Raw genomic sequence first — 12,160 nt, forward strand, 5'->3', positions numbered from 1 at the left:
GACTGTTAAAGGTATGATTGAATATAAGATAATTAACGTAAATAGTTAGCTAACGACAATTCGGATGCCCGCGAAATCGAGATGAAGCTAGCCTGAAGCGCCGTTTCGTGCTGAGACAGTTCGGCAAGAGTCAGTGGAACGTCAACGGTTTCGATGTCGGAAATCGCCTGTGCAGCAAAGACTTTGAAATCTTCATGTCGAGATTCGAAACGTTCGATATTCGCAATATCAAGGCCAATCTGCCCCTGAACATTAGGCAACTCATCAATGGCGTCGGACATAAAGCGAAGTGCGACAACAAGGGAATCCTCGTCGTCGGTGCCCGAAGCTATGCCAAGTCCCTGAATTAGCTTCTGAAATGCTGGGTTATCAGCGAGAATACCGTAGGAAACATCGTACTGGTCGTCAACGCGCGCCTTGAGGATCTGTTGATCGCCATCATAATAATCGGCATCCTCCCGAGGGTTAGGGATTTTTTCCATTCCCAGAACGGTAAGAAGATTGCCAACACCGGTTTCGGAGATGGTGATCGAGCCATTGCCAACATTTTCGATATTTAGGCGTGGATCACCTTCACCGCCCAAGCCCCGCATAGATGCAATTGCACCATTGGTCGTCACGCTGTTGATTGCGTCACGCAAGTCACCAATATCATCGGTTGCGGCATTATAGTTCACAGTGCTGGTAACACTGTTACCATCGACATCTGTACTGACAATCTGAATTTGCCCCGATGTAATGCCAAGCGAGGTAAGTGTAGTTGCGTCCGTCAGAGTAACATCTGCGTCGCTGATATAATTGTCCGGCGCATAAATCTTATCGAGATCAACAGCGGGTTCTTCGGAGCGGCCACCGGCAAACAGATAGCGTCCATCTAAAGTGACATTGAGCAGTCCGGCAACCTGTTCCATGGCCTGACGTGCCTGACCTTGGATATTTACATCGGCACCTTGGCCTATTGAACTTGCCTGAATAAGAAGCGACTTCATCTGCGTAGCAATGGTTATCATGCTATCGACAGAAGTTTCCATGCTTTGCAGACGCAGTTTGGATTGTGTCGTGTTGCGCAAATACTGTTCGGTACGGGTATATTCACCCTCAAGATTAAGGAGGCGCTGGGTGCTGTCAGCAATACCGGAGTAGTCGCGCGACTTATAACCGCTCGATGCCTGATTCTGCAGGTCTGTCACGCGCGATGCGTTTCGGAGTGCGAGGTCCGAAAGCAATGTATGGTTCGTATATGTTGCGACGCGGGTTACCATGAGAGCCTCACTTTTCTAACTCGCAGTTTAAACTGCTCTGAGCAATGCATCAAACATTTCATCAACCGTCGTTATGACTTGGGCTGATGCGGTGTAGGCGCGCTGGAAGATGATAAGGTCTGACATCTCTTCATCAAGGTTAACGCCCGCTTCGTTCTGTATGCGTGTGCTCAAGTCAGTCACCAGGTTTGACTGGAATTCATAACCGCCTTGCGACACTGATGCTTTGGTTGCTGCCGTTGCGACAATACCGGCAGCAAAATCTGTGAGGGATGTTCGCTCACCCGAAAGGCCGCCAGCTGCTTCGAACTGGATATCTGAGCGTTCAAAAGCACCACTTATAGCCTGTGCAGCTGAGTTGTCGCCTTCATGTACGCCAAAGCCGATTCCCAGCCCTAATACGGTGGTTAAGCTGTCTGCATTGGGCAGCCCATCATCGCTGAAATAGAACGGATCACCTTCGGCATCTTTAACGCTTAGCTTATAACCGCCAAGTTGACTGTCAAAGACGACGCTGGCGGTAATGTTGTTGTCGGTCAGTGTGGCGCTGTTATTAATAGCATTGGCGATATCGTCAAGCGATGTCGTGCTGTCATAATCAATGTTAACGTCGGTGAAGTCACCGCTGACAGTCAAAGTGTAGTTAAGTGGCGGTGGCACCAGCGGACCAAGGTTTGGGATAGCGGCGGCACTATCTACGACAGCGTTTGAGATTTCATAGGTATCAGCGTTCATCTGACCACGTACAATACGCGACGGGTCGTTTTGGATGGCGGCGGATACGTCCATGTTGCCAGCCAGTGTCGGCTGATCTTCGGTCATGCCGATTTTACCTGTAAGTGTGCCTGCGTCCGTGATCGTCATGTTGGATGTGTAATCAAGCACAAGGCGGTACCTATTGCCATCTTCCACGATGAATGCAGCTTCTTCTGAGGCAGCGACAGTCATGCCAGCCCCCTGAAGAGCAGTACGGATATTGTCACGCACATCTTCAAGTGAATCTGTTGCGGCATAGTTCACCGTGATCCCACCAGCCAAAACACCTGATCCAGCGGAGATAGTGAAGGAGCTCGCAGTTGCATTCAGAGCTGTGGTGGAATTGCTTTGTGCCGAGGACGTCATCGTATCGGAACGTTTGACTGTGGCGACAAAGTCATTCAGGCCAAAGTAATGTGAAAAACCTTGCTCGCGACCATCACTAGTCGTGATTTGGCCATCAAGTTCATTGATTGCGACACGGTTGCCGTCGGAGCCTTCGATCACGAGTTGATTGTCAATCAGAGACGCCGTGAGGTAACCACCTGCGTCCGAACCGTTAATAGCGTCAATGATGCCTTGCACTGTTGCCGGGGTTGTCGGCAGCGTAATGTCGGCCCAGCTGTCAGCGGCGACAAGTTGACCGTCATCATCAAGTGCTGCGACCCGGAATGCTCCGGTTGCTGTCAAAGGGTCACTGGTAGCGACCATACGGTTACCTGAAAGGTTGGTTGGCGGTGGGAATGCCGTGCCTTTGTTATGTTCTTCATTAATCGCGTCGCGCAATTCGCCTGCCAGTTCATTGATCTGGTCATTCAGCGCGGGAATTTCCGAATCACGCATATCAAACAGGCCCTTCAGTGTGCCTGTGCGCAGGGTATCAGTAATGTCTTCGCCGTTGAGTGATACGCCAGACCCACCTGTGCCGGGCTCGAAGCCAGCAGTCTGGGTAAAGGAAAGCGTATTCGGCGTGCGGTCCAGCAGCGTGTTTGCTCCGTTGGCCGAATAGACGACGATCGACCCGTCACTCCGACTGAATGTCGTGACGTCAATGATTTTGGACAACTTGTTGAGCTTCTGATCACGTTGATCTTCAAGTTCAGTGGTCGGCTGGTCAAGGTTGTTGAGGCGTACAATGCCGGTATTGAGCTCGGAGATTTCACTTAGAAGCGTATTGGCGTTGTCAACCTCATCCGTGATTTGGTCGTCAATATCATCACGCATGTCCTGAAGCTGGTTTGACAGCTTCTCGAACGATTCCATGACTTGAAGGGCGCTCTCGATGGCCTCGACGCGCGGCGAGTTCTGATCGGGGGTAACGCCAAGTTGTTCAAAGGCATCTGCCAGGTCATTAATACGTTGGCTGATCGCGGCATCTGACTGCGGGGTGCCAAACAGGGTCTGGATCCGCTGGAAGAATTCATAGCGGACTTCTTCACGACCGGCTTTGCCCAGTTCTCCACGCATCTCACGCTGCAGGCCTTCGTTCACGTTGCGATAGATATCAGCAACCTGTGAGCCAGCGCCTTGACCATCAAGGGTAAGGGTTTCCTGACCGGCGATCTTTTTTGAATAGCCCGGGGTGTTTACGTTCGAGATGTTCGAAGACGTAATCGCAATACGAGATTGGGCCGTGTTAAGGCCTGAGATCGCTGTGTTAAGAGCCTGGGTTAGTGACATGATATTTGCCTTTAACCTTAAAGCGTTTCATTGACGCTGAATGAACCACCAGTCTTGTTGATGGTCCGACCATATCCGCCAATTGATGCCTTGCTGGCCTGCGCTGAGCGGTTATAGGTCGTGCAATCGTCTTTGGATTTATCGTTTACCGCACGGACAATGGCCTGCACCACACGTTCGTTGGTTGCCTTGGCTGCCTGAAGCACGGTCATGTTGCGTCGGGCAGTCTCCTGAAAATCGGCCTGGAGATCACGCAGTTCCGCGCGGTCTTCTTCGGGCAGTTCCCGGAGTTCTTCGCCGCGGGCGCGCAATTTAACGACGATCTGTTCGTATTGCATCGACAGGGCAGATTTTTCCGACAGGAACTGCTCGTATTCATCGCGTGCGATGGTCCGAAGGCCCGTGGTTTCACGTTCCAGTAGGGACATCAGGTCGTATGTCACGCTTTTAAGTTCTGCAATCAACTCTTGAGTGGTCATTTTTTCACCCCTCCTGGATCTTAAGGATTTCACGTGTGACAGCATCTGCAATTCCGATGCCACCTGCACGGGTCATCTCTTGGGCATATTGTTCGACCAGCATGGAACGCATCATCGTTTCACCATGGCCACCACCAAACATTTCGTTGGTTTCGATGCCCGAGAACATATGATTGAGCATCTGGCCAAGAAACATGGATTCAAATTCTTCGCCGGACTTGATGGCTTCTTCTTTGGATTTAATATGGCCATCGGTCAGCGAGTTTACGCGTGCCGAGATATTGTTCTGAGCGCCGTTCTGCGCACTTGCCTGTGCTTGAGCCATAAGGGCAGTGGAGCTATCAGCCATCATCACATCACCTCGATTTCAGCCTGAAGGGCACCAGACGTTTTGATTGCCTGAAGAATGGTGATCATATCGCGTGGTCCGACACCAAGGCTATTAAGGCCATTAACCAGTTCCTGCAGGCTAACGCCGCTATTGAGGACGCCAAGCTGGTTGTCTTCGCCTTCATCGACCTCAATATTGGTGCGGTCCACAACCTCGGTATTCCCGCCTTGAGAAAATGGAGAAGGCTGTGAAACCTGAGGAGTTTCAGTAACACGAATGGTCAGATTGCCTTGCGCAATTGCGACCCGGTTAATGCGGACATTCTCGCCCATCACAATCGTGCCGGTGTTTTCGTCAATCACCACGCGGGCGATCTGATCTGGCTCAACACGCAGCTGTTCGATATCGGTCAGGAGCGCAACGACATCCTGATTGTAGCTGTCTGGGATGACCAGACGAACAGTGCCCGGATCGCTGGCGCGTGCTGCAACCTGGCCCAAATAAGCATTGATGGCATCTGAAACGCGGCGCGCGGTGGTGAAATCTGGATTGCGCAGAACAACAGACATGTCCTGCATGGAATTGAGATTGAAATCGATTTCACGTTCGACAATGCCGCCGCTGGCGATCCGTGCGGACGTTGGAACGCCTTTAATAACTGTTTCGGCGTTACCACCGGCCGAGAAACCACCAACAGCAAGGTTGCCCTGGGCGACGGCATAAACTTCACCGTCTGCACCAACCATCGGGGTTACCAGTAATGTACCGCCTTGAAGGCTTTCAGAGGTGCCGATGGCACTGATGCTGACATCAATGCGCGAGCCCTGACGGGAAAAGGGGGGCAGTGTTGCGGTTACCATGACGGCGGCAATATTATCAGAGTCAATATCTTCGATCTGATCGCGGACGTTGATCCCAAGACGCTCGAGCATCGCGACCATACTTTGGCGGGTAAATTCTGCATCGCCCAGATCATCGCCGGTACCGTTCAAGCCAACCACAAGGCCATAACCAACCAGCATGTTGTCACGGACGCCTTCGAAATCGGCGATATCCTTGATGCGCGACTGAGCATGGGCTGGAGCCATCTGCGTCAGGGCGAGCATACCCAGCGCGACGGCGATCGTCGCTTTGCGTGCTATGTTGCCAAGACCTGTGATCATACTGTTTGTTCCGCTTCGACTTGGGATGCTTTGGCATCCAACAAATGGTGCGATCGATCATGTTAATCGCGTTTGTAAGCTGTTTTGCGAAAATCGTGCCAACTACCGCTTCGTGCGGGCTTGACCTACAAGCTGTCGTCTTTGCCGAGTTTATCGGGCGAAAATCACGACTGTTTTTAGATATGGGGACCAAAAGTGCGGAGCCGTTTCAGCCACTCGGCATTTTTTTCCCGTTGCGCGGTTTCCCAGATTGAGGGAGACTCTATCTCATACGTATATAACGTATCGAGGCGTGGGTTTTATTCTGAAAGAATATAGCAGTTTGGGCCCCGACCATCATACGGCGTTAAATGCAAGATATTACCACAGACAGGACAGGCACGGGTCATGAAGGTTAGCGGTTCCAAGGCTGCCGGTACAAGCGGGGCGACGCGTAAAAAGGCGTCTGGTGCGTCTGGTGGTGGTGGCGGGTTTGCAGATGCCATGCGTTCGCTCGATTCTGGTGGAGAAGCCAGCGGTGCGGGAAGCGTTCGTGGTGCTAGTGGTGTTAGTGCACTGGATGCGCTCCTCGCACTTCAGCAAAGTGGTGATGCACTTGATTCGCCCAAAAAAGCAGGCGTATTGCGCGCCAAAAGCGTGCTTGAACAGCTTGAAGCCGTGCGTGACGGGCTTCTAAGTGGGGCCTTGTCTGGTGCGCGTTTGCAGCAGTTGATTGGGTTGCTTGATCAGCAACGTGAAAATATCGACGATCCTGAACTTTCCGCCGTACTCGACGAGATTGATCTGCGTGCGCGGGTCGAACTGGCCAAACTGGAAGTTTCCGGGCTGATTTAAGACTGAAATTTCCTATCTGTCGCACCTGAGAACCCCAGAGTTCTGGGGCTGTTCGTATTCATTCATATTTATTTGTTCAATCATCTTGCACCGTTGGCGTGCTGCATCTATATTGCCGCGCGATCGAACAGTCCTGTATAGAGGGCATACATGACTATCACTCTGCCACCAGACTATCGTCCTGCTGAGGACGAAGAATTCATGAACCCGCGTCAGCGCGAATATTTCCGTCAGAAACTTCTGACCTGGCGGGCAGAACTTCTGCATGAATCATCTGAAACATTAGCGAACCTGCAAGATGGCGGGCTTCAAGAAGCTGATCTGAGTGACCGCGCATCTGCGGAAACGGATCGGTCACTTGAGCTTCGTACTCGTGACAGGGCGCGCAAACTGATTTCAAAAATTGATGCTGCTTTGCGTCGAATTGAAGATGGATCTTATGGTTACTGTGAAGAAACCGAAGAACCGATCAGTTTGAAAAGACTTGAAGCTCGTCCAATTGCGACCCTGAGCATCGAAGCCCAGGAACGTCACGAACGGATGGAGCGCACACGTCGCGACGATTGATCGCGCTGGGTGATAAAAAAGATAAAGGACCGTGCGAATGCCGGTCTATGCCATGCAACGTCATGGCCTTGTGGGAGATTACTGGTTAGGGATAACCAAAATCAAAAAGCCCGGTCTTTATGGCCGGGCTTTTCTCGTTTACTCAATCAGCCAAGTTTTCAACTTACAAAACCAAGTTGCGATAGTGGTCTTCGGGCAAAAAAAGACCACCCGAAGGCGGTCTTTTGAGGAGGGCTTGTGCGGTCTGCGGGAACCCAGAACGGAGCAGGCCGCCGATCAATGTCTGTCGGTTAGAATGGCAGAATGATGTCAAGTACTTCGCTGCCGTAACGCGGCTGCTGAACATCGGAAATCGTCCCGCGTCCGCCATAGGAAATACGAGCTTCGGCAATCTTGTCGTAGCCGACTTCATTGGCCGAACTGATATCAGCCGCCCGGATCACGCCGGCAATCTGGACTTCGCGGACTTCGCTGTTGACGCGGATTTCCTGACGGCCGTGAATGACATAGTTCCCGTTCGGCAGAACCTGAATGACAAGGGCGGCGACACGAAGGTTGATATCTTCGTTTCGATCCAATGAGCCTGCACCACGGTTTGACGTGGCGCTATCCATGTCAAACATGGACGAGGGGTCAATCGCTTCGGGCAAGACCTTGGTCATTTCGGCTTCAAGGCCAAACAGGTTGGGCACTGCAAGATCTTCGCTGTTGGTGCGCGAACGGCTTGTGGTGTTGGCAAAGGCTGCACTGTCGGCCATATCGACAACCACGGTAAGGATGTCACCGACCTGACTGGCGCGCTGGTCCTTGAAGAAGGACCGTGCACCTGACCGCCACAGAGAGTTCGGGTTGCTTTCCGCGACCTGCGGGGCAGGCATCGGCAGGCTGACCGGTCGATAGGCTTCTGACTGGGTCGGGTTGTCGATAGATGACAGTTTTGGCGGTTCGCCAACTTCAGAAAGGCGTTTCATCGCGTTGCAGCCAGAAAGTAAGGCTGTCGCGCCGATCATTCCTGAGACAAGCGCGATACGCCGCCATGAGATGTGTGTATTTTTTCCGGGCATGTCGTCCTCCTGGGTTCCTGCCAAACATTACGCAAGCAGCGTGCCAGTTTGAAGGTTCGCCTTTGGGAAATTGATGCCGTGCATGGGGATGAAGAGAGACTGATTTCCGCCATGTCTTTGGTCTTGTTCGGTATATTAGGTCCCAAACGTATCCGGCTCAGGTTGTTTCTGGTTTATTGGGACATGGCTGGTAATGCGCGGACGTCATTTTCGCCGACGACTTCCACCTGAACGGTCTTGTTGCTTGTTTGGTTTACTACCCGGATGACGTCACCCTTTGATCCATTTTCCAATGCTTTGCCGCGTGCTGTGAGTGACATGTTTGCCGTCACGAGGCGAATGATGACCAGTGCGCCGCGTCGAACAAGGATGGGATTGGTAAAATCACGGAACATAAGCGGTTCATTCGGATTGGCAGGGCGGATCACTTCCTTGCCGATCAAATCGTTTATATCGCGGATCGCGCCGGACGGAACGCGTTCTGTGCGAAAATCACGATATTCGACCTGATCGGGTCGAATGATACTGCCGCGTGAGATCGGTTCAACCAGTACCGGTACGCTCGAAAGGGGGTAATATTTGCCGCTGATGCGATATGTGCGTCTTTGTGCTGTTTGTGCACCAGTCGTAATGCTGGCGACAAAGCGGTTCGTGCGGCTATTGATATCAAGACCCGTGACGTCAACTGTGGTTTGGGCGTCAACGGGCAGGTGGATCTGGAAATTCTCGCTCGAAAGATCGACTGTAAAAGGCCGTTCAACACCGTGTTGCGTCAGGGCATCTTCGACAGCGTCCTGAATTTCTTCCATGGTGATAACTTGGCTTGCGCGCGTGATCATGACTTGATCGGCCGTCGTGCGTGGGCGCCAGTTTATGTTGTGGCGCTGCGCGATGCCATAAAGCCAGCGATAATCAAGCACAACCTGTTTACCTGGTTGCGGGGCATGGGCCACGGAGATGTCGGCCTGTTGCGGGTCGATCCCGGAAAATAGATCCCCAAGCGTGACATATTGCCCGTCAACCAGCGCGTCAGGTTTGAGCAAGATGTTTTCATCAAGCTGCTGACTGTTGCGAGACAGGCCACTTTGTCCGTTCTGCGAACTCTGCGCAAAGGCAATCTCAGGCCCCAGTCCAGAACCGAGTGCTAGAAACGCAATCGCAAGCGTGAGGATTATTTTCTTTGTCTTCATGAGCCTACTATACCACGGAACTGTATATAGGGCGTAAACACAGTTTACGCAGACACACGTGCGGTCAGAACGTGGTCTGCGTAAATTTGGTACGATCAGTCAGGACGCCAAATTAACGTAGGTTGCTGACTGCGCTCATCATTTCATCTGTGGTGGAGATGGATTTGGAATTCATCTCATAGGCACGCTGTGCCTTGATCAAGTTGGTGATTTCCTGAACCACGTTGACGTTCGAAGCTTCGAGGTAACCTTGCAAAACCGTACCATAGCCAACATCACCCGGCGCGCCGGCATTTGCCTGACCAGATGCTTCGGTTTCAAGGAACAGGTTGTCGCCCAACGCATCAAGACCCGGTGGGTTGATAAAGGTGGCCAACTGAATTTGGCCAAGGTTCTGAAGTGCGACCTGACCATCAATCTCGGCAAATACTTCGCCATTGCTGTTGATCGTGACGGAAGTTGCATTGTCGGGAACGGTAATGCCCGGTTGAACGGCATAGCCATCCTTGGTCACCAGCGCACCATTGGCATCGAGCTTTAACGTACCATCGCGCGAATACGCAGTTTCACCACTGGGCAGGTCGATCTGGAAATAGCCGCGGCCCTGAATGGCGATATCAAGTTCGTTTTCCGTCAGGCTCAAGGACCCTTGTCCCATGTAACGGCCAATTGCGGCCGTTTTCACACCAAGGCCAACCTGAACGCCGACCGGTACAATTGTGCCGGTGTCTGACGAGGGTGACCCTGCGCGGCGCATGTCCTGATACAGCAAATCCTGAAATTCGGCACGCTGGCGCTTATAGCCAGTGGTCGTCATGTTGGCGATGTTGTGTGAGGTTACATCCACGTTGGTGGATTGGGCCTGCATCCCTAGGGCGCCAATATCAAGTGACCGCATTTCTTGTCTCCTTCGTCTGCGCAGACTGTGCGCCAAATTTTAATCAAGGCCGTGTTCGCAAGCCCTTAGGCGCGAATATCGCCAAGCTTGTTAATCATATTACGCATCCGTTCGTTCTCGCTTTCGAGCGAACGGGTGACGGACTGATAGGTGCGAAGCACGTCAATCATCTGGGTCATGGCCCCGATCGAATTGACGTTTGATTTTTCAAGTGCGCCCTGAACGATACCGGGGTTCTCGACAAGTTCCATTGCGGCATTATCCGGGTTGCCATCTGCATTATCCGGTGCGCGGTAAAGGGTGTTGCCCGTTACTTTCATTTCCTGAACGTTGTCGATGGTGACGACCTGAAGTTTGCCAACCTGACCAATGTCCGTGGAAATCGTGCCGTCGCCTTTGATTTCGATCTGCCCGTCTGCTTCGTTAAAGAACAGAGGTTGACCAGCGTCACTCAACACAGGATAGCCATCATTGGTGATAAGCTGCCCGCCCGGATCCAGGTTGAAATTGCCCGAACGGGTATACTGTGTGCCCGACGGGGTTTCGACGGCAAAAAACATGTCTGGTTGGCTCAATGCCACGTCGAGCGGGCTATTGGTATGTTCAATATTGCCGACCGTGGTGTCGCGATACTGCGAGATGTCCTGAACCAGCGAAATTTCGCGTTCGCCGCGAAATGGGGCATCCTTGTTCTTGGCCACCCAGTCTGTGAACATCATCCGCTGTTCTTTGTACCCGGTCGTGTTCATGTTCGCCAGGTTCTGCGAAATGTTGTTCATCATGCTGCGGAGCGTCTTTTGCCGCGACAGAGCGATATATGAAACGTTTTCCATGGTCAACTTCCCAGTTGGGGCAGATAGGCCGGTTAAGGCCGTGAATTTCCCCAAGACAAATGCGAACGGCATGCCAGTATGGTTAATGTGTTGTTTTAAAATGATAAAAATTAGATCGGGCATTTGTTGCCGGGCGCAATCATCGCGGTAATTGCAGAAAGTGCCGCGTGTCGGTGGCAAGGCGGAAAAAGTTTTCCGGTCTGGGTGATGGTATGGTCGTAAACCCGCACCAAATCAAAGATACGCGGTCAAATCACAATGATGCTAAATCGTGGTTTAGTAGCTTGTGCAAAATTTTATGAAGACTGAGAATACAAAGAAAACCACCGAAAAATGGCAGTTCTTAAGCCATATCCTGTAAGGCAAGGTGTGCTGGTAAGAGATTGAGCGCGTATGATGCCCTGACCCGGCAAGTTCTGACTGTCGGTCGTGAATGGCAAGTGTTACGAGCTAATGATCAGAAGAGAAACGGATTTTTAACGTGATAGCGTTATGGCTTTTAATCCGGCACAGTGTTTGCTGGATGGAAAGTCAGAAATCCAGAACGCAGGAATTTGCGAACCAATGGGCGAAGAAGCCGACGAAATCGAAATGGACGAAGGTGGCGGTGGGCGCAGCAAGAAGATGCTGGTCGTTGTCATTCTGATCGTGCTGCTTTTGCTTGGCGGTGCTGCGGCAGCCTATTTTACCGGGTTGCTTCAGCCAGTCATTGATATGTTGTCGGGCGGCGATAGCGCGCCGACCGAAGAAGTGATTTCAGAAAGTTCGATCGAAGAAGCACCGGGCGTTCCCGAAAACGTCGGCTTTGTTGATCTGCCCGAGATTCTGGTCAACCTGAATGCCGGGGGCGGCAAGCAGAGTTACCTTAAAATCCGGGTCAGTCTTGAAGTTGCCGATCAGGCAATGCTGCCGCAAGTCGAAGAAATGATGCCGCGTATTGTCGACAACTTTCAGGTTTACCTTCGCGAATTACGCCCCGAAGACCTGTCCGGGTCCGAGGGCATGTTCCGGCTGCGTGAAGAATTGCTGATCCGTGTCAGTGCGGCTGCGAAACCAGCGAAAATTAACGACGTTCTGTTCAAGGAAATGCTGGTACAGTAACC

At 52.0% G+C, this 12,160-nt stretch carries 13 protein-coding genes; 4 read left to right on the plus strand and 9 right to left on the minus strand.

What is annotated here, in order from left to right; all coding sequences use genetic code 11:
* Positions 1 to 32: 32 nt before the first annotated feature.
* The 5 genes from AC0VXT_RS04385 to AC0VXT_RS04405 all read right to left on the minus strand — a co-directional run bounded on the left by AC0VXT_RS04385 (position 33) and on the right by AC0VXT_RS04405 (position 5,671).
* Positions 33 to 1,190, minus strand: a complete 1,158-nt coding sequence (locus AC0VXT_RS04385; protein WP_475547658.1) for a flagellin N-terminal helical domain-containing protein — start codon at positions 1,188 to 1,190, stop codon at positions 33 to 35.
* Positions 1,191 to 1,289: 99 nt separating this feature from the next.
* Entirely contained in the window at positions 1,290 to 3,698 is a 2,409-nt protein-coding gene (gene flgK / locus AC0VXT_RS04390; RefSeq protein ID WP_475547659.1) for a flagellar hook-associated protein FlgK, read from the minus strand.
* A gap of 17 nt (positions 3,699 to 3,715) precedes the next feature.
* A complete protein-coding gene (locus tag AC0VXT_RS04395; protein ID WP_475547660.1) occupies positions 3,716 to 4,177 on the minus strand; it encodes a hypothetical protein in 462 nt (153 codons plus the stop codon).
* A 4-nt stretch (positions 4,178 to 4,181) separates the two neighbouring features.
* Positions 4,182 to 4,526 (minus strand): rod-binding protein, encoded by a 345-nt coding sequence (locus AC0VXT_RS04400; protein WP_244271342.1) that lies wholly within the window; start codon positions 4,524 to 4,526, stop codon positions 4,182 to 4,184.
* A 2-nt stretch (positions 4,527 to 4,528) separates the two neighbouring features.
* Positions 4,529 to 5,671 carry a flagellar basal body P-ring protein FlgI gene (locus tag AC0VXT_RS04405; RefSeq protein WP_475547661.1) on the minus strand — a complete coding sequence of 381 codons (1,143 nt, stop codon included), beginning with the start codon at positions 5,669 to 5,671 and terminating at the stop codon, positions 4,529 to 4,531.
* A gap of 387 nt (positions 5,672 to 6,058) precedes the next feature.
* Here AC0VXT_RS04405 and AC0VXT_RS04410 point away from each other — a divergent pair, with 387 nt between their 5' ends.
* The 3 genes from AC0VXT_RS04410 to AC0VXT_RS04420 all read left to right on the plus strand — a co-directional run bounded on the left by AC0VXT_RS04410 (position 6,059) and on the right by AC0VXT_RS04420 (position 7,379).
* Positions 6,059 to 6,505 carry a flagellar assembly protein FliX gene (locus AC0VXT_RS04410; RefSeq protein ID WP_475547662.1) on the plus strand — a complete coding sequence of 149 codons (447 nt, stop codon included), beginning with the start codon at positions 6,059 to 6,061 and terminating at the stop codon, positions 6,503 to 6,505.
* A gap of 150 nt (positions 6,506 to 6,655) precedes the next feature.
* Positions 6,656 to 7,072 (plus strand): RNA polymerase-binding protein DksA, encoded by a 417-nt coding sequence (gene dksA, locus AC0VXT_RS04415; protein ID WP_022731875.1) that lies wholly within the window; start codon positions 6,656 to 6,658, stop codon positions 7,070 to 7,072.
* Positions 7,073 to 7,109: 37 nt separating this feature from the next.
* On the plus strand, positions 7,110 to 7,379 hold the full coding sequence (locus AC0VXT_RS04420) for a hypothetical protein (protein ID WP_475547663.1): 270 nt from the start codon (positions 7,110 to 7,112) through the stop codon (positions 7,377 to 7,379).
* Here AC0VXT_RS04420 and flgH read toward each other — a convergent pair.
* The 4 genes from flgH to AC0VXT_RS04440 form a co-directional block, all read right to left on the minus strand.
* Entirely contained in the window at positions 7,363 to 8,136 is a 774-nt protein-coding gene (gene flgH / locus AC0VXT_RS04425; protein ID WP_101302052.1) for a flagellar basal body L-ring protein FlgH, read from the minus strand. The genes AC0VXT_RS04420 and flgH overlap by 17 nt on opposite strands.
* A 173-nt stretch (positions 8,137 to 8,309) precedes the next feature.
* Positions 8,310 to 9,326: a flagellar basal body P-ring formation chaperone FlgA gene (flgA, locus tag AC0VXT_RS04430; protein ID WP_101302054.1), complete on the minus strand. Its 1,017-nt coding sequence runs from the start codon at positions 9,324 to 9,326 to the stop codon at positions 8,310 to 8,312.
* Between the two features lie 112 nt (positions 9,327 to 9,438).
* A complete protein-coding gene (flgG, locus tag AC0VXT_RS04435) occupies positions 9,439 to 10,224 on the minus strand; it encodes a flagellar basal-body rod protein FlgG (protein WP_101302055.1) in 786 nt (261 codons plus the stop codon).
* Positions 10,225 to 10,289: 65 nt separating this feature from the next.
* Positions 10,290 to 11,057, minus strand: a complete 768-nt coding sequence (locus AC0VXT_RS04440; RefSeq protein WP_102785782.1) for a flagellar hook-basal body complex protein — start codon at positions 11,055 to 11,057, stop codon at positions 10,290 to 10,292.
* A gap of 564 nt (positions 11,058 to 11,621) precedes the next feature.
* Between AC0VXT_RS04440 and AC0VXT_RS04445 the strand changes: the two genes are divergently transcribed.
* Positions 11,622 to 12,158: a flagellar basal body-associated FliL family protein gene (locus AC0VXT_RS04445; RefSeq protein WP_412778387.1), complete on the plus strand. Its 537-nt coding sequence runs from the start codon at positions 11,622 to 11,624 to the stop codon at positions 12,156 to 12,158.
* The last annotated feature ends 2 nt before the right edge of the window (positions 12,159 to 12,160 follow it).

Source organism: Thalassospira sp. Z349TD_5 (assembly GCF_056173045.1).